We start from the raw sequence: 21864 nt of genomic DNA, 5'->3' as shown, positions 1-21864 counted from the left end.
CCTTGCCTCGAACACGTGTTCGGCTATTCTGTTGTCCACATCGGGGTCGGCTGTCCACAGATTTGCCGTCGCGGTCCGAAACTGTCGGCCCCCGCCCGTAGTGTCGGGCCCAACAGCTCAAAACCACGAAAACAAGCCCCCACAGGCTCCGACCAGCGAGGTGGAATTCATGCCCGCAGCAGCACCCGACAAGGACAAGGCGCTCGAGCTCGCACTGGCGCAGATCGACAAGCAGTACGGCAAGGGCTCCCTGATGCGCCTCGGCGACAAGGGACACGTGCCGATCGAGGTGATCCCCACCGGCGCCATCGCACTGGACGTCGCGCTCGGCATCGGGGGCCTGCCCCGTGGCCGCGTCGTCGAGATCTACGGCCCGGAGTCCTCCGGTAAGACCACCGTCGCACTGCACGCGGTGGCGAACGCGCAGCGGGCCGGCGGTATCGCGGCCTTCATCGACGCCGAGCACGCGCTCGACCCGGAGTACGCCAAGGCGCTCGGCGTGGACACCGACGCGCTGCTTGTCTCCCAGCCGGACACCGGTGAGCAGGCGCTGGAGATCGCGGACATGCTGATCCGCTCCGGTGCGCTGGACATCCTGGTGATCGACTCGGTTGCCGCACTCGTGCCCCGCGCCGAGATCGAGGGCGAGATGGGCGATTCGCACGTGGGTCTGCAGGCCCGCCTGATGAGCCAGGCGCTGCGGAAGATCACCGGTGCGCTGTCCAACTCCGGCACCACCGCGGTCTTCATCAACCAGCTGCGGGAGAAGGTCGGCGTCATGTTCGGCTCCCCGGAGACCACCACCGGTGGTAAGGCGCTGAAGTTCTACGCCTCGGTCCGGCTCGACGTGCGCCGCATCGAGACGCTGAAGGACAGCGGGGACGCGGTCGGCAACCGTACCCGGGTCAAGATCGTGAAGAACAAGGTCGCCCCGCCGTTCAAGCAGGCCGAGTTCGACATCCTCTACGGCCACGGCATCTCCCGTGAGGGCTCGCTCATCGACATGGGCGTCGACCAGGGCATCCTGCGCAAGTCCGGTGCCTGGTACACCTACGAGGGCGACCAGCTCGGCCAGGGCAAGGAGAACGCGCGGAAGTTCCTGCGTGACAACCCGGACATCGCCAACGAGATCGAGAAGCGGATCAAGGAGAAGCTGGGGATCGGCGCCCAGCTCGACGCCGACGACGCCGCCCCGGCTCCGGTGGAGTTCTAGTAGTTCGCCCGCGGCCCGGGGGGTCCGGGCCGCGGTGGGTTTCCGGCAGGGTGCCGTGGCAGCGGCGTGACAGCGGAGAAGCATGGCAAAGGTCGATCCGGCGGAGCTGCCGCCGGAGGAGGCGTGGAAGAAGGCCAAGGAGGTCTGCTTCGACCTCCTCGCCGTCCGTGCGCGCACCAAGGATGAGTTACGGAAAGCCTTGCGGCGCAAGGGCTTCGATGACGAGCTCGCCGAGCGCATGGTCGGCAAGCTGGACAGCTCCGGTCTGGTGGACGACGCGGCTTTCGCCGAGCAGTGGGTGCGCTCCCGGCATGCGTACCAGGGCTTGGCGCGCACCGCGCTGGTCGCCGAGTTGAAGCGCAAGGGCGTCGACAATGAGGTCGCCGCCAAGGCGGCAGGAGAGATCGATCGCGAGTCCGAGGAGCACAAGGCCAGGGAACTGGTCCGCAAGCGGCTCCGGTCGATGACCACCGTGGACGAGCAGACGGCCACCCGCCGGTTGCTGGGCACGTTGGCACGCAAGGGATATCCGCAGGGGCTCGCGTACGCCGTGGTCCGGGATGAGCTCAGGAACGCGGGTGCCGAGTCGACGCTCCTCGACGACGCGGTGAGTGACTGAGCACTGGGGCTTTCCGTCCGTGGGGGTCGCGGGCGGAAAGGATCGTGCTACTCGGCGGCGACGGCGGTGCCGTCCGGTCCGAGCCGCCCGGCCCGCAAGGCCGAGCCGCGAGGTTTGCGAACCCACCACTCGCCGGTTGCCCGGTGTTCGGCGGGAGTGGTGAACCGGTAGCGGAACAGCCGGGCACGCACGAAAGTCGGCCGTTCGCCCTGAAAAGGGTCGTGCCGCAGAAGTTTGAGGGTTTCCCGGTCGGCGGCGAGTAGTTTCTCCGCCAGCGGTTGGAGCCATTCGTCGGCGTAGTTCGAGGACAACGAGGCGAACCACATCATCCAGTCCAGCCTGAGGTGGTACGGCGCGATCTGCCGTGGCCGCCGCTGTGGGTCGCCTGGTTTGCCTTTGAACTCGTATTCCTGCCACACCGTGTCCGGCCCGAGTACGGGCTCGTCGGTGGCCTCGATGACCACTTCGTGCCGGATCTTGGTGACCATGCCGAAAGCGCCGTAGGTGTTCACGAGGTGCAGCCGGTCGAAGCTGTAGTTCATGATCTGCTTGCGCGAGAACAGGTTCCGTGCCGGACGGTAGCTCAGTACGAGTAGCAGCGCGGTCACCGCGAGGACCAGCACGCGATCCCACAACGGTGGCTCCGCCAGGGCCGGAGCGTGAAACGGTAACAGGCGACTGTCCAAAGCGGACAGTGCAAGAGTGATGGTGAGGAGGTTGAGCCAGGAGAAATTACCGCTGGCCACGAGCCAGATCTGGGTGACGATCACGAGCACCGCCGCGGCCGTGGCGGTGGGCTGTGGCGCGAACAGCGCGAAGGGTGCCACGAGCTGGGTCACGTGACTGGCCAGCGCCTCCAACCGGTGCACCGATTTGGGGAGGTGGTGGAAGTACCAGCTCAGCGGGCCGGGCATGGGCTGGGTCTCGTGGTGGTAGTACAGGCAGGTCAGATCGCGCCAGCACGGGTCGCCGCGCATCTTGATCATGCCTGCGCCGAACTCCACCCGGAACAGCACCCACAGCAGCAGCCAGAGCACCGGTGCCGGCGGCGCGAGGTCGGCCGGGCCGAGGAAGATCGCGAGAAAACCGGTCTCCAGCAACAAGGATTCCCAGCCGAACGAGTACCACAGCTGCCCGACGTTGACGATCGACTCGTACAGCACCCACGGCACAGCCCACACGAGCAAGGAGGCCCACACCGGCACCGCGTCGAACAGCCCGAGCACCAACAGCGCCGAGATCACCGCACCGCTCCACGCGACCACGGCGAAGAGCCGGTCCGAGTAGTGGAACTGGAACAGACTCGGTGCCCGCCGAAACGGCACGCGCTCGACGAACCGAGAGACAGGAAGGAGCCCTTTCGCGCCGATCAGCGCCCGAAACTGGTTGGCGGCCACGAGAAACGCGAGGAGGTAGGTCGCCGCCAGCATCCGCTGGAACGCCAGCCGTGACGCCCAGTAGTCCGGATCGGTGAACCAGCTCCAGCTCACGGCGGACAGGTTACTGCGCAGGTGCGGGCCGACCAAGAGTAGTCATCGCGAGGGTGGCGCTTGGTGCGGTGGCGCTGGTCGCGGTCCTGCCGTGGTGGCGTTTGGTGTGGCGGCGTTTGGTGTGGCGGAGCCTGTTCAGGCAGCAACGGACGCGCGTGGCCGCGCTGTGTGCCCCACCCCGGCCCCGATCTTTGATCGTTCGCGGTCGCGGGCCTGCGTCAAGGCGGGAAAGAGTACCTTGACCCAGCCCCGCGACCGCTGGTTCGGCTTGGGATCGGTGCGGGGGTGGGGCTGGCAGTGGGGCTCGCTGTCGCGTCGCCTGTTGCGGTGGTTGCGTGAGGAAGCAACGGACGCGCGCAGAGCGCGCTGTGTGCCCCACCCCCGCCCCGATCTTTGATCGTTCGCGGTTCCGCACTCGGGTCAAGGCGGGAAAGATGCCTTGACCCGAGCGTGGAACCGCAAGGGCGGCTTGGGATCGGTGCGGAGGTGGGGCTGGGCGTGGGGAGGCTCGCTGTCGCGTCGCCGGGTCACGGTGCGGGGGTGGGGCTGGCCGTGGGGCTCGCTGTCGCGTCGCCGGGTGGCCGCGCGCTCGACGCAACGCGGTCGGCCCGTGCGCAAACGCAGCGTGGCCGTGAGCTCAGCGTAACGCGGCGGCCTCCGCCGCCAAGGCGGTGATCCGGTCGAAGTCCTTTGCTGCCACGGCATCCTTCGGGGTCAGCCAGGTGCCGCCGACACAGCCCACTGTGGACAGTGCCAGGTACTCCGGTGCGTTCCGGATCGTGACGCCGCCCGTCGGGCAGAAGCGCAGGCCGGGCAGGGGACCCGCGATCGCCTTCAGGTAAGCGATTCCGCCGCTGGCCTCGGCGGGGAAGAACTTCATCGCCGTGACCCCGTGCTCGGCGAGGCGCATCGCTTCCGAGACCGAAGCCGCGCCGGGCAGGAACGGCAACCCGGTGCCGGACAGCGCTTCCAGCAACCTTTCCGTGCATCCCGGAGTCACCAGGAACTTCGCGCCCGCGTCCGCTGCCTGCTTCGCCTCGTCCGGGGTGGTCACGGTGCCCGCCCCGATCACGATCTCGGGCACCTCGCCGGCCACGGCCTCGATCGCGGCCAGCGCGACCGGGGTCCGCAGGGTCAGTTCGATCACGCGGATCCCGCCGGCCACCAGCGCCTTCGCCACCGGCACGGCGTCGGCCACCTCGTCCACCACCACAACCGGCATCACCGGCGAAAGGTCCAGCAACTCGTTACTCACCAGGATCCTCCTCAAACTCGTGCCGGGGCACCGAAATGCCCGGGGGTGACCGAACCGAAGACGCTCGCGCCCTGGTCGGCCGGGCCGATCGCGCGCCGCAGCGCGGTGAACAGTTCGCGGCCGGTGCCAACCCAGGATGCCTCGTCCGGCGTCGCGTCCTGCGCGGGCCGTGCTGCCAGCTCGGCTTCGCTGACCAGCACGTCCAGGGTGCCGACGTTCGCGTCGAGGACGATCCCGTCCCCGTCCTCGATCCGCGCGAGGGCGCCGCCCGCCGCGGCCTCCGGGGTGACCTGAATGGCGGACGGGATCTTGCCCGAGGCCCCCGACATCCGCCCGTCGGTGACCAGCGCGACCCGGTGCCCGCGGTCCATCAGCGCGCCCAGCGCCGGGGTGAGCCCGTGCAACTCCGGCATCCCGTTGGCGCTCGGGCCCTGGCCACGGATCACCACGACCACATCACGATCCAGCTCCCCGGCCCTGAATGCCTCCTCGAACCCTTGCTGTGTGGTGAAAACCCGCGCCGGAGCGTGCACGACGCGATCCTTCGCCGCCACGGCCGAAACCTTCGTCACCGCACGCCCGAGGTTCCCGCTCAGCATCCGCAAACCGCCATCCGGCGCGAACGGCTCCGAAACCGGGCGCAGCACCGCCTCGTCGAGACTGCGGGTGGGAACTTCTCGCCACACCAAGCGATCCCCGTCCAGCACCGGCTCACTGCGGTAACGCGACAGCCCGTCACCGGCCACAGTGCGCACGTCCTCGTGCAGCAGACCGGCGTCGAGCAGCGTGCCGATCAGGAACTGCACGCCCCCGGCCGCGTGGAAGTGATTGATGTCCGCGCTGCCGTTGGGGTACACGTTCGCCAGCAACGGCACCACCGACGACAGATCCGCGAAATCGTCCCAGGTGAGCTGGATTCCCGTGGCCGCGGCGATGGCGACCAGGTGCATGGTGTGGTTCGTCGAACCGCCGGTGGCCAGCAGCGACACAACCCCGTTCACCACCGACCGCTCGCTGATGACCTCCGCCAGCGGGGTGTACTCGTCATCCCGGGACAGCGCCACGATCCGCCGTCCGGCCTCCTCGGTGAGCGCGCGGCGCAGCGGGGTGCCCGGCGGGACGAAACTTGCCCCCGGCAGATGCAGGCCCATCACCTCGACGACGAGCTGGTTGGAGTTCGCCGTGCCGTAGAACGTGCAGGTGCCCGCCGAGTGGTACGACGCGGACTCGGCTTCCAGCAGGTCCTCCCTGCTGGCCCTGCCCTCGGCGAACAGCTGCCGCACGCGGGCCTTCTCCTTGTTCGGCAGGCCCGAGGCCATCGGCCCGGCAGGCACCAGGATCGCCGGGAGGTGCCCGAACGAGAGCGCGCCGATCAGCAGCCCGGGCACGATCTTGTCGCACACGCCGAGCAGCAGCGCGCCGTCGAACATCTCGTGGGAAAGCGCTATTCCCGTGGCCATCGCGATGACCTCGCGGCTGAACAGGGAAAGCTCCATACCGGCCCGGCCCTGGGTGATCCCGTCGCACATCGCGGGCACCCCGCCGGCGAACTGCGCCACCCCGCCCGCGTCGCGAGTCGCCGCCTTGATCCACTCCGGGTACTCCTGCAGCGGCTGGTGCGCCGAGAGCAGGTCGTTGTAGGCCGAGATGATCGCGACTCCCGGTTTGCGCAGCCCGCGGATGGCGAGCCGGTCGCTGCCGCCGCAGGCGGCGAAGCCGTGCGCGAGGTTGCTGCACGCGAGCCCGGCGCGTACCGGCCCCTCGGAGCGCGCGGCAGCCATGCGCTCCAGATACCCCGCGCGGGTGAGGGCGCTGCGCTCGGCAATGCGCCGGGTGACTTCTTCGACGATCGGGTGGATGGGGACTTCCTGCACGGCTACCGCCTCGGATCACGGAGAGTGTGGTGGTCTTCGACGGCGGCACTGGCGTCGGGAGGTCGTGACTGTGCCCACAGTAGTTCGTATCGTCGCCGGAACAAAATCGATTAAGAAGATCGTTTAAGGTGACGCCGATCACGCAAACTACCTGCGGTGTGCTACTTGTCACATTGAAAGCAGAACGGCAGAGTCGCTAGCTGACGGCTTTGCCGCCGAACTGATCGGGAGGATGTATGTCCACCACAGAGCTCGCGGAACTTCGCCGGACGATCGGGCAGCTGCGACAGTGCGTAGGCGCGGTGCGATCTCGCTACGGCGACGACGCCTCGGCCGTGCGCCGGCTCGTCAACGACGTGGAGCGGCTCGACATCGACGTCGCGGATCTGGAAAGCCCGATCCCGGCCCAGCCCAAGCCGGTCGACCGCTCGCAGGTCGTGAAGATCCCCGACGACCCGTACGACCCCGCGCTCTGGCGCGGGGCCGATGACGAGGGTGTCGGCGGCTACCACCGCGAGCAGCGTTGAGCGCGCCGACGCGTAGCGCCGAGAGCGCCGAACGTGGTGGCCGGGCCCGGATCGCCGAACGCACCCTGCGCACCGACCGGTGGTGGTTGTCGCCACTGCTCACGACGCTGGGTCTGGCCACCTTCGTCATCTACGCGACCATCCGGGCTTTCGTGCGCACCGCGTACTGGGTGCCCGAGTACCACTATCTGACGCCGTTCTATTCGCCGTGCGTCTCCACGTCGTGCGCGCCGGGGGCCAGCCACCTCGGCCACTGGTTCGGCGCTTTCCCGTCGTGGCTTCCGCTCGGCGTGGTCGTGTTGCCGTTCCTGCTCGGCTTCCGGCTGACCTGCTACTACTACCGGAAGGCGTACTACCGCTCGGTCTGGTTCTCCCCGCCGGCCTGCGCCGTCGCCGAGCCGCACGCGAAGTACACCGGCGAGACCCGGTTGCCACTGATCGTGCAGAACGTGCACCGCTATTTCTTCTACGTGGCGATGATCGTCTCGGTGCTCAACACCTATGACGCGGTCGTGGCCTTCCACGGCAGGACCGGCGGGTTCGGGTTCGGGCTCGGCAACATCATCATCGTGGCCAACGTCGTACTGCTCTGGGCCTACACGCTTTCCTGCCACTCGTGCCGGCACATCACCGGCGGCAGGCTCAAGCATTTCTCGAAACATCCGGCGCGGTACTGGATGTGGACACAGATCAGCAAGCTCAACAACCGGCACATGACGCTGGCCTGGACGACGCTGGGCACACTGGTCCTCACCGACCTGTACGTGATGCTCGTGTCCAGCGGCGTGTTCGCCGATCCCCGGTTCGTGAACTGACAACGAAGTCAAAGGTGCATCGTTTATGACAGAGGTCGAACGGCTCAGCTACGACGTGGTGGTGATCGGCGCCGGTGGCGCCGGTTTGCGGGCCGTCATCGAAGCCAGACAACGCGGGCTGTCCGTCGCGGTGGTCTGCAAATCCCTGTTCGGCAAGGCGCACACCGTGATGGCCGAGGGTGGCTGCGCGGCGTCGATGGGCAACGCGAACTCCAACGACAACTGGCAGGTGCACTTCCGCGACACGATGCGCGGCGGCAAGTTCCTCAACAACTGGCGGATGGCCGAGCTGCACGCCAAGGAGGCCCCGGACCGGGTCTGGGAGCTGGAGACCTACGGCGCGCTGTTCGACCGCACGGCCGACGGGCGGATCAGCCAGCGGAACTTCGGCGGGCACACCTATCCGCGGCTCGCGCACGTCGGGGACCGCACCGGGCTCGAGCTGATCCGCACGATGCAGCAGAAGATCGTTTCCTTGCAGCAGGAGGATTTCCGCGAGTACGGCGACTACGAGGCGCGGGTCAAGGTCTTCGCCGAGTGCACGGTCACCGAGCTGATCAAGGACAACGGCCGGATCGCGGGCGCCTTCGGGTACTGGCGCGAAAGCGGCCGGTTCATCCTGTTCGAGGCACCGGCCGTGGTGCTGGCCACCGGCGGGATCGGGAAGTCGTTCAAGGTCACCTCGAACTCCTGGGAGTACACCGGGGACGGGCACGCGCTCGCGCTGCGCGCCGGGGCGACGCTGATCAACATGGAGTTCGTCCAGTTCCACCCGACCGGGATGGTCTGGCCGCCCAGCGTGAAGGGCATCCTCGTCACCGAGGGCGTGCGCGGGGACGGCGGAGTGCTGAAGAACTCCGAGGACAAACGCTTCATGTTCGAATACGTGCCCGACGTGTTCAAGGGCCAGTACGCGGACAGCGAGGAAGAGGCCGACCGCTGGTACACCGACCAGGAGAGCAACCGGCGCACCCCGGATCTGCTGCCCCGCGACGAGGTGGCGCGCGCGATCAACTCCGAGGTCAAGGAAGGCCGCGGCTCCCCGCACGGGGGCGTGTTCCTGGACATCGCCAGCAGGCTCACCGCCGAGGAGATCAAGCGGCGGCTGCCTTCGATGTACCACCAGTTCAAGGAGCTGGCCGACGTCGACATCACTTCCGAACCGATGGAGGTGGGCCCTACCTGTCACTACGTGATGGGCGGAATCGAGGTGGACCCGGACACGGCGTCCTCGACGGTGCCCGGGCTGTTCGCGGCCGGGGAGTGTTCCGGCGGGATGCACGGGTCGAACCGGCTCGGCGGCAACTCGCTGTCGGACCTGCTGGTGTTCGGCAGGCGGGCCGGTCTCGGCGCTGCGTCCTATGTGGAGGGTCTGGCGGACAGGCCGAAGGTTGCCCAGTCCGATGTGGACGAGGCGGCCAAGATCGCGCTGCTGCCGTTCGACCCGCCGGCCCAGGGCGTGGAGGAGAACCCGTACACCCTGCACGGCGAGCTGCAGCAGTCGATGAACGATCTGGTCGGCATCATCCGCAAGGCGGAGGAGATCGAGCGGGCGCTGGCCAAGCTCGACGAGATCAAGCAGCGCATCGGCAACGTCACCGTGGAGGGGCACCGGCAGTTCAACCCCGGCTGGCATCTGGCGCTGGATCTGCGGAACATGCTCGTGGTCAGCGAATGCGTGGCGCGGGCCGCGTTGCTGCGCACGGAGAGCCGCGGCGGGCACACCCGCGACGATCACCCGGGGATGGATGCCCAGTGGCGCAACAAACTCCTGGTGTGCGCGACATCCACCGACGACAAGCTGGCTCCGGACGTGACGGTCACGATCAAGGACCAGGAGCCGATGCGCGGCGATCTGCTGGACCTTTTCGAGCTCAGTGAGCTGGAGAAGTACTACACGGACGGCGAACTGGCCGGCCACTCCCGGAGGGATTCATGAGTTACAAGGCGAACTTCCGGGTTTGGCGTGGCGACGACACGGGCGGTGCGCTGCAGGACTTCGCCGTGGAGGTGAACGACGGTGAGGTGGTGCTCGACATCATCCACCGGCTGCAGGCCACCCAGGCTTCGGATCTCGCGGTGCGCTGGAACTGCAAGGCCGGCAAGTGCGGCTCGTGCTCGGCGGAGGTGAACGGCAGGCCGCGGCTGCTATGCATGACCCGGATGTCGATCTTCGACGAGGACGAGGTCATCACAGTCACGCCGATGCGCACGTTCCCGGTGATCCGCGATCTGGTGACCGACGTGTCCTTCAACTACACGAAGGCGCGGGAGATCCCGTCGTTCACCCCGCCCGCGGACCTCGCGCCCGGCGACTACCGGATGAAGCAGGTCGACGTCGAACGCTCGCAGGAGTTCCGCAAGTGCATCGAATGCTTCCTGTGCCAGAACACCTGTCACGTGGTGCGCGACCACGAGGAGAACAAGCAGAACTTCGCGGGGCCACGGTACCTGATGCGGATCGCGGAGCTGGAGATGCATCCGCTGGACGTGGCGGACAGGCGTGACGCCGCGCAGGACGAGCACGGCCTCGGCTACTGCAACATCACCAAATGCTGTACCGAGGTCTGCCCGGAGGGCATCCACATCACCGACAACGCGCTGATCCCGATGAAGGAGCGGGTCGCCGACCGCAAGTACGACCCGCTGGTGTGGCTGGGCACGAACCTGTTCCGGCGCAACAAGAAATAGCTCAGGACACCGCACTCGCCTCGGCGGACACGAGAGCGTCCACGGCGTCGGGGGAGAGCATCTCGTCCGCCACCAGGCCCGCGACACCGGCCAGGGTGGTGTTCGAGCCCAGGACGCACGCGTCCACGTCCACGCCGTCCCGTGCGCTCGTGTGCGCGTTGGCCAGCACGGCCTCGCGCAGCGCGCCGAGGAAGGGCGGCAGCACCCCGATCGCCCCGCCGACGCGCAGGTATCGCGGGTTGACGATGGTGACGACGGTGGCCAGCACGGTGCCGACCAGCCTGCCCGCGGCCGCTGTCACGCGGATCGCCTCCAGGTTGCCCGCGCGCACCCGCCGCACCACATCCTCGGCGGTGCGTACGCCGGTCGGCCGCAGCTGTCTGATGACGGCCTGGCCGCTGGCGATGGCGGAGACGCAGCCGCGGCGACCGCAGTCGCAGCGCTGTTCGTTGCCCTCGATGCGGATATGCCCGATCTCGCCCGCCGAAGACGTCTCGCCACGATGCGTGTGTCCGGAAATCACCAGTCCCGCGCCGATACCGGTGCCGACCTTGACCCCGACGAGCGCGGCGTGCGGCCTGGCGAGATCGCAGTAGGCGCCGAAGGCCAGCGCGTTCGCGTCGTTCTCCAGCAGCACGGGCACCGACAGCGCGTCGCTGAACGGCTCACGCAGCCGCACCCCTTGCCAGGCAGCCATCGTCGGCGGGGCCACCGTGACGCCCAGTTCGTGGTCGATCTGACCCGGCACGCTCAGCCCCATCGCGCACAACGTGTCCGCCCGGCCGGTCTCGGCGAGCAGTTCACGCCCCGTCGCCAGCAGGCCGGAAAGCGTTTCCCGCGGCGTATGCCCGACCGGCAGCGGCCGGTGGACCTGCGCGAAAACGTCGCCCCGTAGATCCACCACAGCGACGGTCGCGTGCCGCTGCCCGACATCGGCGACCAGCGCGGTGCGGCCGGCCTCGTTGGCTTCGAGGATCTCCGCCGGACGTCCGCCGCTGGACGCGCGATGGCCGGTCTGGCGCAGCAACCCGAGCCGGTGCAGGAGGTCGAGCCGCTCGACCATGGTGACCCGCGACAACCCGATGCGGTCCTGCAGCTCCTGGCGGGTCAGCGGACCTTCGTTGCGCAGTACGGCGAGCACGTGGCCGGGCGAGGTCGGCGGAGCGGTACGTGGCGGGCGCATGTTGACAGGATCTCCCGTCCGGACTTATGTTCAATGACCTGACAGAAGTCTAACCTGCCCCGAACAGGAGAGAACTCGGATGCGCTCGGCCCGCCTGCCAGGCAGCGGCCCGGCCCGTCGTACCGTTCTGCAAGGGCTCTTCCTCGCCGGAGCCGCGTCCCTGGCCTCCGGTTGTGTCGGTTTCGCGACCACGGGCGCGGGCGGCATGGTGTTCCTGTCCACCCAGTTCCGGCCGGTCGCGGAGGCGGAGAACTTCCGGAAGTTCCTCCGTGGCACGGACGCCGGCTCGGTGAGCTACGTCACCATCGAGGAAGGCCCGTTCGCCAGCCAGGTCACGAGTCAGGTCGGCGCCGGGCGCACTCAGGTAGGGCTGCTCGGCGGTTCGCACAGCGACCTCGCGCCGTTGGCGGGCAAGTACCTCGAGGACGTTTCCGGGGTGCTGGCCGGGCTCGGCGACCTCGGCTGGCCCGCGGAATACCTGACGCTGGCGAAGGCGGGCACGCCGCAGACCTGGTACGTCCCGTGGGCGCAGGCCAGTTTCGTCTTCGCCGCGCACGAGGACGCGCTGGAACATCTCCCGCCGGGCGCGGACGCGGAGAACCTGACCTACGACCAGTTGCTGGACTGGGCGATCGCCGCGCGCCAGGCCGGTGGCCGCGCGAGGCTCGGCCTGCCCTGCGGGCCGAAGGGTCTGCTGCACCGTTTCCTGCAGGGGTACCTGCTGCCCTCGTTCACCGGCGGGCAGATGACCACTTTCCGTTCCAGGGAAGCGGTCACCGCCTGGCAGTACCTGAAGGAACTGTGGGCCAACACCAGCCAGGCCAGCACGAACTTCGACTTCATGCAGGAGCCGCTGGCCTCGGGGGAGGTCGGGATCGGCTGGGACCACGTGGCCAGGCTCGTCGACGCCCCGAAGGAGGATCCGTCCCGGTGGCGGATGCTGCCGGCGCCGCGAGGGCCGCACGGGCTGGGTTACATGGCGGTGGTGCTCGGCCTCGCGATTCCGAAGGGCAGCACCGACCGCCGGACGGCCGAGCAGGTGATCCGCTCGTTGTCGGTCCCGGAGACGCAAGTGAAACTGTTGCGCTCCAACGGTTTCTTCCCCGTCGTGGCCGCGACGGTCCCGGACGACCTGCCGCCGGCGTTGCAACTGGAGGCGGATGCGGTGGCCAGGCAGCGTTCCGCGCCGGGCAGCATCCTGTCGTTGCTGCCGGTCGGCCTCGGCACCAGGGAGGGCGAGGTGACCAAGGCGTTCAAGGACAGCTTCCAGTCCATCGTGCTCGGCGGCGCGGACATCCAGTCCACTCTGGACAGTCAGGCGAAGGTGCTGCAGAAGGTGTTCGACGAGCTCAAGGTGCCGTGCTGGGCGCCCGACCCCGCGGCCGCGCTCTGTGAGGTGGGCTGACATGGCGGTGGTCGAGGGCAAACGGCTCCGCGGCTCCCCGTGGCTGCTGCTGGTTCCGTCGATCGTGTTCATGCTGGCCCTGTTCGGCTGGCCGCTGGTGCAGGGCCTGCTCGCCGCGTTCACCGACAACGGCGGGTTCACCGTCGAACCGTGGAAGCGGCTGTTCACCGACGCGTATTTCCTGCGCGCGCTGCGGAACACGGTGCTGCTGATCGTGATCGTGGTGCCGGTGCAGCTGGTGCTGGCCGTCGCGATGGCCATGCTGGTGCAGGCGCGGCCGCGGTTCCTGGCCGGGCACTTCTACCTGTGGACGATCCCGCTCGCGGTCTCCGAGTTGGCCGCCGGGCTGGTCTGGCTGTCCATTTTCGACAGTCGCGGCTATCTGAACTCGCTGCTGGTGTCGCTCGGCCTGTCCGACACCGGCGTGCAGTGGCTCAACTACAACAACACCGGCACCATGCTGCTCGCGGTGGTGCTCGCCGAGGTGTGGCGGGCGACGTCGCTGGTGTTCGTCATCGTGGTGGCCGGGATCCAGATGATCCCGAAGGACTTCGACGAGGCGGCGCAGGTCTTCGGCGCGTCGTTCTGGCAACGGCTCTGGCACGTCACGATCCCGCAGCTCAAGCCGAGTCTGCAGGTCGCGCTCATCCTGCGCACGATACTGGCGCTGCAGGCGTTCGCCGTCGCGCAAGCGCTGACGGGGCGGGATTTCCCGCTGCTCGTCGGTGAGACCTACCAGTGGTACGTGAACCTGCAGAACCCGTCGGTCGCCAGCGCCGCGGCGCTCGTCGTGCTCGTGCTGTCGCTGGCGACAGCGGTGCTGTACCTGCGGACGATGCGTAGTCAGGCGGTGGCGAAATGACCACGACGCTGCCGGCGATCGACCGCGCCCCGTTGCGCCGCAGGCGGTGGCGGGCGATCGGGGTGCAGGCCGCGTGCATCGTGATCACCCTGTTCATGGCCGTGCCGATGGTGCTGATCGGGCTGACGGCGGTGTCCTCGTCCAAGGCGCTGCTGGAGTTCCCGCGGCCGCTGATCCCGAGCGGGTTCTCCGGCGAAACGCTGCTCAGCTTCGTACAGGCCACCGGCACCATCCCGGCGCTGGGCAACTCGCTGCTCGCCGGGGTGTACACGGTGCTGCTGTCACTGCTGATCGGCGCTCCGGCGGGGTATGCGCTGGCGCGGCACGCCTTCCGCGGCAAGGAGCCTTACCAGGTCTTCATGCTGCTGGCCCGCGCGTTGCCGATCGTGGTGCTGTCGGTGCCGCTGGCCACGATGTTCCTGCGCGCCGGCGTCTACGACACGGTGTTCGCGGTGACGCTGCTGCACACGACCCTGGCCATGCCGACGACAGTGCTGATCAGCGCGAGCGTGTTCGTGTCGGTGCCGACGGACGTGGAGGAGGCGGCCCAGGTGTTCGGCTGCGGACGGTTCGAGGCCGCCCGCCGGGTGGTGTTCCCGCTGGCCGCGCCCGGGCTCGCCGCCGCCTCGATCTTCACCTTCGTTTTGTCCTGGAACGAGATCCTCGGTGCCGCCGTGATCACGCTCGGCCACCGCACGCTGCCGGCGCAGGTACTCGCCTCGCTCGGCGAGGCGCCGCAGGCCTACCGGTTCGCCGGCGGTTTCGCGCTGATCCTGCCCGCGCTGGTGTTCATCTTCGTGATGCGCCGGTATCTGGTGAACATGTGGGGAACGACGCTGCGATGAGCGAAGTCATCTTGCACGAACTGGTCAAGACGTACCCCGGCGGGACGGCGAGGGCCACCGACGCGGTGTCGCTGCACATCGCCGACGGTGAGTTCATGGTGCTGCTCGGCCCGTCCGGTTGCGGCAAGACCACGTTGCTGCGCATGCTCGCCGGCCTGGAGACCCCGGATTCGGGTCAGGTGGTGATCGACGGCAGGGACGTCACGTACCTGGAGCCCCGGCGCCGCAACCTGTCCATGGTGTTCCAGTCCTACGCGGTGTTCCCGAACAAGAAGGTGTTCGACAACATCGGCTTCGGGCTGAAGGTGCGCGGGGTGCCGGCGGAGGAGATCCGCCGGAAGGTCGAGTGGGCCGCCGACCTGTTGCAGCTGCGGCCCTATCTGGACCGGTATCCGGCGAAGCTGTCGGGCGGGCAGCGGCAGCGGGTGGCGGTCGCGCGGGCGATCGTGGTCGATTCCGGCGTGCTGCTGATGGACGAGCCACTGTCTAATCTGGACGCTCTGCTGCGGCTGTCCTTCCGCGCGGAGTTGAAGAAGCTGGTGTCCGAGCTGGGCATCACCACGGTCTACGTGACGCACGATCAGGTGGAAGCGCTTTCCCTCGGCGACCGGGTGGCGGTCATGCGGGAAGGCCGGATCGTCCAGTGCGGCGCGCCGGTGGACGTCTACGCGGAGCCCGCGGACACCTTCGTGGGCGGGTTCCTCGGCAGTCCGCCGATGAACTTCCTGCGCGGGATGGTCACCGCTGGCGGGGACAGGATCGACTTCGGCGGGGCGTCCCTGCCGCTGCCACCCGCGCTGAACTCGTTCCAGGGCAAGGAACTTCTCCTCGGGATCAGGCCCGAGGCCATCGCCGTCGACGCTGGGGAGACGGGGTTGCGCTGTGCGGTCGAGGTGTTCGAACCGCTGGGATCTTCGACACTGCTGACCACGGAGCTGGCGGGGCAGGCGCTCAAGGTGTCCGCCGCCGCCGGGTTCCGTGCCGAGCCGGGTGAGCGGTTGTGGCTGCGGCTGCCGCCCGAGCGGTGCCGTTGGTACGACCCCGAAACGCGGCTGCTGTTGGAGGCGAACTGATGACCGTGGACGTCACGAACGCGGCAGGGGGCAGACCGGTGCGCTACACCGACGCCACCCTGGCGGCGCGGGCCGCGCGGGTGCTGCGCGACAACGACACGGGAGCGGTCATCACCGCCGCGCCCAGGCTGTACCCGCACATGTGGAGCTGGGACGCCGCGTTCATCTCGATCGGACTGGCCCGGCTCGACGTGCAGCGCGCCATCGCCGAGCTGGACACGTTGTTCGCCGCGCAGTGGCGCAACGGCATGGTGCCGCACATCGTGTTCACCGAGAACGACGCGTATTTCCCCGGCCCCGATCGCTGGGGGACCGACGCGGCGCCGGACGGCCCGCGGAACGTGCGCACGTCCGGGATCTGCCAGCCGCCGGTGCACGCCATCGCGGTCCAGCGGGTGCTGGAGATCGCCCGCCGCTCGTCGCCGAACGACCGGATCGACGCCGAGCGGTTCGCCCGGCGGATCTGGCCGGCGCTCTACGCCTGGCATCGCTGGCTGGTCGAGTACCGCACCCCGGGGTCGAGCGGGCTCGTCGCCATCGTGCACGGCTGGGAGTCCGGGATGGACAACTCCCCGCGCTGGGATGTTCCTTACGACGCAGTGCATCCCGGTGCCGCGCTGCCGCCGTACGTGCGCAAGGACGTCCGCGTCGTCGGCGATGCCAGCGAGCGCCCGACCGACCGTGAGTACGACCGGTACCTGTGGCTGATCGAGGAGATGCGCCGCGCGGGCTACGACCAGCGCAAGGTGGTCGAGAACTCCAGTTTCCTGGTCGGTGACGTGTTCATCACGGCGCTGTTCGCGATCTCCTGTGACGTGCTCATCGAACTGGGCACGGAGTTCGGGCAGCCCGCCGAACAGGTGGCGGATCTGGTGGACTGGGCGGCGAAAGCACGCGCGGCCGTGGCGGGGAGTTGCCACTCGGTGTCCGGCATGGCGCGTGACCGCGATCTGCGGACGAGCCGCTGGCTGGACACCCAGACCATCGCGGGCTTTTCCCCGCTGCTGTGCGGTGGCGCGCCGGACGACGTGCAGCTGCGTTTGCTGTCCCTTTTGGACAGTGATCGGTGGTGTGGGCATCCGGACCTGCTCGCGCCCGTACCGCCGTCGGTTTCGCCGATGCGGCCCGGTTTCAACCCGCGCCAGTACTGGCGGGGTCCACAATGGCCGGTCGTCGTGTGGGTTTTTTCCTGGGCGTTCGAACGCCGCGGCTGGCACGACCGGGCGCGCAAGCTGCGCGACGGCGGGATCCGGCTGACCGACGACGGTGCGTTCGGCGAGTACTACGAGCCTTTCACCGGCGAGCCACTGGGCAGCGCCGACCAGTCCTGGACGGCGGCTGTCGTGCTGGACTGGCTCTGCTCGGAGTGAACCACCCGACAGGTCGACTTGTGCGCTGTTGAGGGCGCTGCTAGCGTTTTCGGTGGTCGGCGATCTTCGATTCGGTCGCCGGCGGGATTCTGGGGATGAGGCGCCTTTGTCGCGCCGTCGTATTCGACTATTGACAATATTCCGCGATATTTCCTGAAACTGGCCGAAGTCTGTCGATTTTCGGCCGGAGTGCAGGGGGGTTCGATGAAACACGCCAAAATTCGTCGCCGGATGCTCGCGTCCGGGCTGGGGCTGGTGGTCGCGCTGGTCATGGCGCTGCTCTCGGCCGCGCCCGCGTCCGCGAGTACGGACACGCCGTTCGGCAAGGGCAACTGTTCCGGGCGGCTGCACGGCTATCCGGAGTCCGACCAGTCGGGGGCGTGGATGCAGCTGACGGTCTCGTCCGGCTGCAATGCCAACGAAAACGGGCTGCGGCAGATCCAGACCGAGTTGCAGTACTACGGAATCCGCAGTGACAACAGCAGGGTCGAGTTCGTCGGCCCGACCACGGGCAACTATCTGGTCAAGGGAGCGCCGGGCGCGCATTCGATGGTGGCGCAGGCCGGTGCGCCGGCCACCGGATTCGCGCAGTACTGCGCTTCGGGGAAGGTGTACTACTCGGGCCTGTCCGGCGATCCGAGCGGCGGTGGAGTGCTGACCCAGTATTCCGGCGTCGTCTGCTGGAGCTAGGGGAGGCTCGTCATGAACAGGAAAACCCGCGTACTCGCCGGAATTCTGACCGGGCTCGCCGCGATCGCGGTCGCCGTGCCGGCACAAGCGGTGCAGCTACGGGAAGGTGTCTGCTATGGACAGTTGAACATCGCCGGCCGCGACTTCGGGACCGCGATCGAATGGGGTGGGCTCTACACGTGTGATCCGGTGGCCAACGGGCCCTATGACGCCGATTGGAGCGTCTCGCCCGACGGGGCGGTGATCGCTTCCGGCAAGTTCCAGCCGGTGATCGGGAGTCAGAGCCAGACGGCGTTCCCGGTGAAGTACGTGAACCTGCCCAACCCGGTGCCGCACGCGGCCAAGCATGTGAAGGTCAAGGTGGTCTTCAACGCGAGTGTGGACCCGGGCATCATGTCGACGGAGCAGGACGTGTACTACGACCCGCCGGAGTGAGCCACGGTGTGGGGATCCCTTGGACGCCAAGGAATCCCCACACCGGACACTCAGACAGCCGCGCCCGTGTCCAGGTCGGTCTTGATGTGCACCGGCTGCGCCTGGGCGCCGGTCCCTCGTGGCGCCTTGCGCCGACGGGAAAGCCGGCGTTCGAGCCAGGAGGCGAACGACGTGAGGATCAGGTTGAGCACGATGTAGAGAATCGCGACCACGATCAGCGTCGGGATCGTGTTGCTGAAGTTCGCCGTGATCGTGCCGGAGGTCCGGATCAGCTCGGTGTACCCGATGGTGAGCTGGCCGGCGAGTGCGGTGTCCTTCAGGACGACCACGAGCTGGCTGACGATCGCGGGCAGCATCAGGGTGACGGCCTGCGGCAGCAGGATGTTGGTCATCACCTGGGTCTTGCGCATGCCCAGCGTGAAACCGGCCTCGGTCTGGCCTTTCGGCAGCGCCCTGATGCCGGAGCGGAACACCTCGGCCAGCACCGAACCGTTGTAGAGCACGAGGCCCGTCACGGCGGCGAACAGCGGCCGGGTGTCGGAGCTGATGTCGGTGTAGTAGGCGTACAGCTCCGCCGCGAACACCATCAGCATCAGGACCGGGATCGCGCGGAAGAACTCGACGATGATCCCGGCCGGGATCCTGATCCACTTGTGGTCGGACAACCTGCCGATCCCCAGCAGCGCGCCGACGGGCAGGGCGATCACGATCGACAGCGCGGCCGCCTTGATGGTGCTGAGCAGGCCGGGCAACAGGAACTGGGTCCACGTGGAGCCCTGGACGAAGGGCTTCCACAGTGCCCCGGCCCACTGGCCCTTCTTGTCGAAGCCCGAGTAGATGAAGTACGCGACAGCGAGGAGGGCGATCACGAACAGCACGCTGTAGATGATGTTGCGCGTCCGTGCCTTCGGGCCGGGTGCGTCGTAGAGAACGGAAGGAGCGCTCATCGTTTGACCTCGGCCTTCCTGGCGAGCCAGCCCAGGAGCAGCCCCAGCGGGAGCACCAGTGCGGCGAAGATGACGGCGAAGATGGCGAAGACGAGGAACAGCTGGTCCGACTCGTTTTCGATCATGGTGGACATCAGCAGCGCGGCTTCGGCGACACCGATGACCGCGGCCACCGTCGTGTTCTTCAGTAGCGCGATGAGTACGTTCGCCAGCGGGTTGACCACCGAACGGAATGCCTGCGGCAGCACGATCAGGCGCATCACCTGGGTGAAGGACATGCCCAGCGCCCGCGCCGCCTCGGCCTGGCCGACCGGCACGGTGTTGATTCCCGACCGCAGGGATTCGCACACGAACGTGGACGTGTAGGCGATGAAGCCGAGGATCGCGAGCCGGAAAGCGTTGTCGGTCAGCGAGGTGGCCGAGTCCGCGGACGCGAGCTGCAGTCCGAGGGTCGAGGAAAGCCCCAGCGACGCGAACAGGATGATCACGGTCAGCGGGGTGTTCCGGAACGTGTTCACGTACACGGTGCCGAAAGCCCGCATGAGCGGCACGGGGCTCACCCGCATGGCGGCGAGCAACGTGCCCCAGACCAGTGAGCCGATCGCGGACCAGAACGTGAGCTGGATGGTGGTCCAGAAGGCGCCGACCAGGTCATAGTCGGGATTGTCGAGGAAATCGAACACCGTATCCAATCCTGCCCTGGAGGTTGTCGGGGAAGTGGTTTACCTGGCGTTGGTGTACACCCGGACAACGGGAACGGTGCGCCGCCGGTCGGGCGGCGCACCGTCTCGTGTTCAGTCCGGCTTTCGTCAGGGGGCGATCGCCGGCGGCGTGGTCGGCAGCGCGTACTTGGCCTGCCCCACGTTGGCCTTGAGTGACGCGGCCCAGCTGCCGTCCTGCTCCATCTTGGTGATGGCGTCGTTGATGGCCGTGCGGCCCTGCGTGTCGTCCTTCTTCAGGCCGACGCCGTAGTTCTCGTCGGTGAAGCCCTTCCCGACGACTTTCAGCTTGTCGGGCTGCTGCAACGCGTAACCGGCGAGGATGATGTCGTCGGTGGTGACCGCGTCCACCTCACCGTTGAGCAGCGACGTGACGCACTGGCTGTAGGTCGCGCGCTCGAGCAGCTGCACGTCCTTGGCGTACTTGTCCTTCACGTTCTGCGCGGGCGTGGAGCCCTTCACCGAGCAGAGCTTCTTGTTGCCGTTGAGCGACTCCGGGCCGGTGAGGTCGTTGTCGGCCGCACGGACCAGCAGGTCCTGGTGCGCGACGAAGTACGGCCCAGCGAAGGAGACCTCGGCCTTGCGCTTGTCGGTGATCGAGTAGGTGGCGACGATGAAGTCGACCTCACCCTTCTTGATCAGGTCCTCGCGCTGCGCGGACTGCGCTTCCTTCCAGGTGATGTTGTTCTCGTCGACGCCGAGCTGCTTGGCGATGTACTTCGCCACGTCGACGTCGAACCCGGCGTAGGTGCCGTCCGGCTTCTTCAGGCCGAGGCCCGGCTGGTCGAACTTGATGCCGATGGTCAGCTTCTTGTCGTTTTTCGCCTTGTCGACCAGGTTCGCGGAGCTGCTGCCCCCACCGCCACCACACGCGGTCAGGGCGAGACTCGCCGCCGCAGCCACCGCGCAGGCACGCAGAATTCGACTCCACTGCATGATTTCGTCAGGTCCCTTCGGGTTTCTCTAATGGGTAAGGATCTTGCCCAGGAAGTCCTTGGCACGATCGGACTTCGGCTTCGTGAAGAAGTCGTCCGGGGTCGAGTCCTCCACGATCTCACCGTCGGACATGAACACCACGCGGTGCGCGGCGCGGCGGGCGAAACCCATCTCATGGGTGACGACCAGCATGGTCATGCCGTCCTTGGCGAGGCCGGTCATGGTGTCCAGTACCTCCTGGACCATCTCGGGGTCCAGCGCCGAAGTGGGCTCGTCGAACAGCATCACCTTCGGCTTCATCGCCAGCGCCCTGGCGATGGCGGCCCGCTGCTGCTGCCCGCCGGAGAGCTGGGCCGGGTACTTCTCGGCCTGGTTGGCGATGCCGACCCGGTCGAGCAGTTCCATCGCCGTCCTGCGCGCCTCGCTGGAGCCCACCTTGCGGACCTTGACCGGCGCGAGCATCACGTTGTCGACGATGCTCTTGTGTGCGAACAGGTTGAAGGACTGGAACACCATGCCGACGTCGGCACGCAGCGCGGCGAGCGCCTTGCCTTCGGCAGGCAGTGGCTTGCCGTCCACCGCGATATCGCCGGAGTTGATCGGCTCGAGCCGGTTGATCGCCCGGCAGAGTGTGGACTTGCCCGAGCCCGACGGCCCGAGCACCACGACGACCTGACCCCGCGGCACCTCCAGGTTGATGTCCTTCAGCACGTGCAGGTCGCCGAAGAACTTGTTCACGCCCGTCGCCCTGATCATCGGCGGCGCTGACGTCGCAGTGGTCATCGAACCCTCCATACCCTGGCTCACCCCGGCGATCTAACACCGAAGCGGCAACAGACGCCCGCAAATCGGATCAAACGCAACCTAGGCGTCATCTGCGACACCAGGCACGGCTCACCATAGTCACGCAATGTG

General features: G+C 67.8%; 21 protein-coding genes. 13 read left to right on the top strand and 8 right to left on the bottom strand.

Annotation, left to right across the window (positions count from 1 at the left end; genetic code table 11):
• The first annotated feature begins 169 nt into the window (after positions 1-169).
• Together recA and VHD82_RS05355 are read left to right on the top strand one after the other, a co-directional pair.
• The gene (recA, locus tag VHD82_RS05360; protein ID WP_325697601.1) at positions 170-1213 is read left to right on the top strand and encodes a recombinase RecA; all 1044 of its coding nucleotides are present in this window, start codon (positions 170-172) and stop codon (positions 1211-1213) included.
• A gap of 82 nt (positions 1214-1295) precedes the next feature.
• On the top strand, positions 1296-1832 hold the full coding sequence (locus tag VHD82_RS05355; RefSeq protein ID WP_325697599.1) for a regulatory protein RecX: 537 nt from the start codon (positions 1296-1298) through the stop codon (positions 1830-1832).
• A gap of 47 nt (positions 1833-1879) precedes the next feature.
• On the opposite strand, the gene VHD82_RS05350 is transcribed toward VHD82_RS05355, so the two are convergent.
• The 3 genes from VHD82_RS05350 to edd all read right to left on the bottom strand — a co-directional run bounded on the left by VHD82_RS05350 (position 1880) and on the right by edd (position 6451).
• Complete coding sequence (locus VHD82_RS05350; RefSeq protein WP_325697597.1) at positions 1880-3322, bottom strand: lipase maturation factor family protein; 1443 nt, start codon at positions 3320-3322, stop codon at positions 1880-1882.
• A 637-nt stretch (positions 3323-3959) separates the two neighbouring features.
• Complete coding sequence (eda, locus tag VHD82_RS05345) at positions 3960-4577, bottom strand: bifunctional 4-hydroxy-2-oxoglutarate aldolase/2-dehydro-3-deoxy-phosphogluconate aldolase (protein WP_414637454.1); 618 nt, start codon at positions 4575-4577, stop codon at positions 3960-3962.
• 11 nt (positions 4578-4588) lie between these two features.
• Entirely contained in the window at positions 4589-6451 is a 1863-nt protein-coding gene (edd, locus tag VHD82_RS05340; protein ID WP_325697595.1) for a phosphogluconate dehydratase, read from the bottom strand.
• 236 nt (positions 6452-6687) lie between these two features.
• Between edd and VHD82_RS05335 the strand changes: the two genes are divergently transcribed.
• The 4 genes from VHD82_RS05335 to VHD82_RS05320 are packed head-to-tail and all read left to right on the top strand — an operon-like array spanning position 6688 to position 10484.
• Entirely contained in the window at positions 6688-6978 is a 291-nt protein-coding gene (locus VHD82_RS05335) for a hypothetical protein (protein WP_325697593.1), read from the top strand.
• Positions 6975-7793 carry a hypothetical protein gene (locus VHD82_RS05330; RefSeq protein WP_325697591.1) on the top strand — a complete coding sequence of 273 codons (819 nt, stop codon included), beginning with the start codon at positions 6975-6977 and terminating at the stop codon, positions 7791-7793. Before VHD82_RS05335 ends, VHD82_RS05330 begins: the two co-directional genes overlap by 4 nt.
• Before the next feature lie 25 nt (positions 7794-7818).
• Complete coding sequence (locus tag VHD82_RS05325) at positions 7819-9732, top strand: fumarate reductase/succinate dehydrogenase flavoprotein subunit (protein ID WP_325697589.1); 1914 nt, start codon at positions 7819-7821, stop codon at positions 9730-9732.
• Positions 9729-10484, top strand: a complete 756-nt coding sequence (locus tag VHD82_RS05320; protein ID WP_325697587.1) for a succinate dehydrogenase/fumarate reductase iron-sulfur subunit — start codon at positions 9729-9731, stop codon at positions 10482-10484. The genes VHD82_RS05325 and VHD82_RS05320 overlap by 4 nt, the downstream gene beginning before the upstream one ends.
• Position 10485: 1 nt before the next feature.
• Here the strand turns inward: VHD82_RS05320 and VHD82_RS05315 are convergent, their stop codons facing one another.
• Complete coding sequence (locus VHD82_RS05315) at positions 10486-11667, bottom strand: ROK family protein (RefSeq protein WP_325697585.1); 1182 nt, start codon at positions 11665-11667, stop codon at positions 10486-10488.
• Between the two features lie 79 nt (positions 11668-11746).
• Here VHD82_RS05315 and VHD82_RS05310 point away from each other — a divergent pair, with 79 nt between their 5' ends.
• The 7 genes from VHD82_RS05310 (at position 11747) to VHD82_RS05280 (ending at position 18347) form a co-directional block, all read left to right on the top strand.
• Positions 11747-13072 (top strand): ABC transporter substrate-binding protein, encoded by a 1326-nt coding sequence (locus tag VHD82_RS05310; protein ID WP_325697583.1) that lies wholly within the window; start codon positions 11747-11749, stop codon positions 13070-13072.
• Position 13073: 1 nt separating this feature from the next.
• A complete protein-coding gene (locus VHD82_RS05305) occupies positions 13074-13934 on the top strand; it encodes a sugar ABC transporter permease (RefSeq protein WP_325697581.1) in 861 nt (286 codons plus the stop codon).
• The gene (locus VHD82_RS05300) at positions 13931-14779 is read left to right on the top strand and encodes a carbohydrate ABC transporter permease (RefSeq protein ID WP_325697579.1); all 849 of its coding nucleotides are present in this window, start codon (positions 13931-13933) and stop codon (positions 14777-14779) included. Before VHD82_RS05305 ends, VHD82_RS05300 begins: the two co-directional genes overlap by 4 nt.
• Positions 14776-15852 (top strand): ABC transporter ATP-binding protein, encoded by a 1077-nt coding sequence (locus VHD82_RS05295; RefSeq protein ID WP_325697577.1) that lies wholly within the window; start codon positions 14776-14778, stop codon positions 15850-15852. The genes VHD82_RS05300 and VHD82_RS05295 overlap by 4 nt, the downstream gene beginning before the upstream one ends.
• The gene (ggh, locus tag VHD82_RS05290) at positions 15852-17222 is read left to right on the top strand and encodes a glucosylglycerate hydrolase (RefSeq protein WP_325697575.1); all 1371 of its coding nucleotides are present in this window, start codon (positions 15852-15854) and stop codon (positions 17220-17222) included. The genes VHD82_RS05295 and ggh overlap by 1 nt, the downstream gene beginning before the upstream one ends.
• A gap of 204 nt (positions 17223-17426) precedes the next feature.
• The gene (locus VHD82_RS05285) at positions 17427-17912 is read left to right on the top strand and encodes a hypothetical protein (protein ID WP_325697573.1); all 486 of its coding nucleotides are present in this window, start codon (positions 17427-17429) and stop codon (positions 17910-17912) included.
• A gap of 12 nt (positions 17913-17924) precedes the next feature.
• On the top strand, positions 17925-18347 hold the full coding sequence (locus tag VHD82_RS05280; protein ID WP_325697571.1) for a hypothetical protein: 423 nt from the start codon (positions 17925-17927) through the stop codon (positions 18345-18347).
• A gap of 50 nt (positions 18348-18397) precedes the next feature.
• Here the strand turns inward: VHD82_RS05280 and VHD82_RS05275 are convergent, their stop codons facing one another.
• The 4 genes from VHD82_RS05275 to VHD82_RS05260 form a co-directional block, all read right to left on the bottom strand.
• A complete protein-coding gene (locus VHD82_RS05275) occupies positions 18398-19294 on the bottom strand; it encodes an amino acid ABC transporter permease (protein ID WP_325697569.1) in 897 nt (298 codons plus the stop codon).
• Positions 19291-19986 carry an amino acid ABC transporter permease gene (locus VHD82_RS05270; protein ID WP_414637452.1) on the bottom strand — a complete coding sequence of 232 codons (696 nt, stop codon included), beginning with the start codon at positions 19984-19986 and terminating at the stop codon, positions 19291-19293. The genes VHD82_RS05275 and VHD82_RS05270 overlap by 4 nt, the downstream gene beginning before the upstream one ends.
• 117 nt (positions 19987-20103) lie before the next feature.
• A complete protein-coding gene (locus VHD82_RS05265; protein WP_325697565.1) occupies positions 20104-20949 on the bottom strand; it encodes a glutamate ABC transporter substrate-binding protein in 846 nt (281 codons plus the stop codon).
• 27 nt (positions 20950-20976) lie between these two features.
• A complete protein-coding gene (locus VHD82_RS05260) occupies positions 20977-21705 on the bottom strand; it encodes an amino acid ABC transporter ATP-binding protein (protein ID WP_325697993.1) in 729 nt (242 codons plus the stop codon).
• Positions 21706-21864: the final 159 nt, after the last annotated feature.

The organism is Amycolatopsis sp. (assembly GCF_035546795.1).
Classification (GTDB): domain Bacteria; phylum Actinomycetota; class Actinomycetes; order Mycobacteriales; family Pseudonocardiaceae; genus Amycolatopsis_E.
This window is presented reverse-complemented; position numbering and strand designations above follow the sequence as displayed.

Excerpts from the sequence above, each read along its gene's own strand:
- recA (WP_325697601.1), top strand. The coding sequence starts at position 170 with ATGCCCGCAGCAGCACCCGACAAGGACAAGGCGCTCGAGCTCGCACTG.
- VHD82_RS05355 (WP_325697599.1), top strand. The coding sequence starts at position 1,296 with ATGGCAAAGGTCGATCCGGCGGAGCTGCCGCCGGAGGAGGCGTGGAAG.
- VHD82_RS05335 (WP_325697593.1), top strand. The coding sequence starts at position 6,688 with ATGTCCACCACAGAGCTCGCGGAACTTCGCCGGACGATCGGGCAGCTG.
- VHD82_RS05325 (WP_325697589.1), top strand. The coding sequence starts at position 7,819 with ATGACAGAGGTCGAACGGCTCAGCTACGACGTGGTGGTGATCGGCGCC.
- VHD82_RS05320 (WP_325697587.1), top strand. The coding sequence starts at position 9,729 with ATGAGTTACAAGGCGAACTTCCGGGTTTGGCGTGGCGACGACACGGGC.
- VHD82_RS05315 (WP_325697585.1), bottom strand. The coding sequence starts at position 11,667 with ATGCGCCCGCCACGTACCGCTCCGCCGACCTCGCCCGGCCACGTGCTC.
- VHD82_RS05310 (WP_325697583.1), top strand. The coding sequence starts at position 11,747 with ATGCGCTCGGCCCGCCTGCCAGGCAGCGGCCCGGCCCGTCGTACCGTT.
- VHD82_RS05305 (WP_325697581.1), top strand. The coding sequence starts at position 13,074 with ATGGCGGTGGTCGAGGGCAAACGGCTCCGCGGCTCCCCGTGGCTGCTG.
- VHD82_RS05300 (WP_325697579.1), top strand. The coding sequence starts at position 13,931 with ATGACCACGACGCTGCCGGCGATCGACCGCGCCCCGTTGCGCCGCAGG.
- VHD82_RS05295 (WP_325697577.1), top strand. The coding sequence starts at position 14,776 with ATGAGCGAAGTCATCTTGCACGAACTGGTCAAGACGTACCCCGGCGGG.
- ggh (WP_325697575.1), top strand. The coding sequence starts at position 15,852 with ATGACCGTGGACGTCACGAACGCGGCAGGGGGCAGACCGGTGCGCTAC.
- VHD82_RS05285 (WP_325697573.1), top strand. The coding sequence starts at position 17,427 with ATGAAACACGCCAAAATTCGTCGCCGGATGCTCGCGTCCGGGCTGGGG.
- VHD82_RS05280 (WP_325697571.1), top strand. The coding sequence starts at position 17,925 with ATGAACAGGAAAACCCGCGTACTCGCCGGAATTCTGACCGGGCTCGCC.
- VHD82_RS05275 (WP_325697569.1), bottom strand. The coding sequence starts at position 19,294 with ATGAGCGCTCCTTCCGTTCTCTACGACGCACCCGGCCCGAAGGCACGG.
- VHD82_RS05265 (WP_325697565.1), bottom strand. The coding sequence starts at position 20,949 with ATGCAGTGGAGTCGAATTCTGCGTGCCTGCGCGGTGGCTGCGGCGGCG.
- VHD82_RS05260 (WP_325697993.1), bottom strand. The coding sequence starts at position 21,705 with ATGATCAGGGCGACGGGCGTGAACAAGTTCTTCGGCGACCTGCACGTG.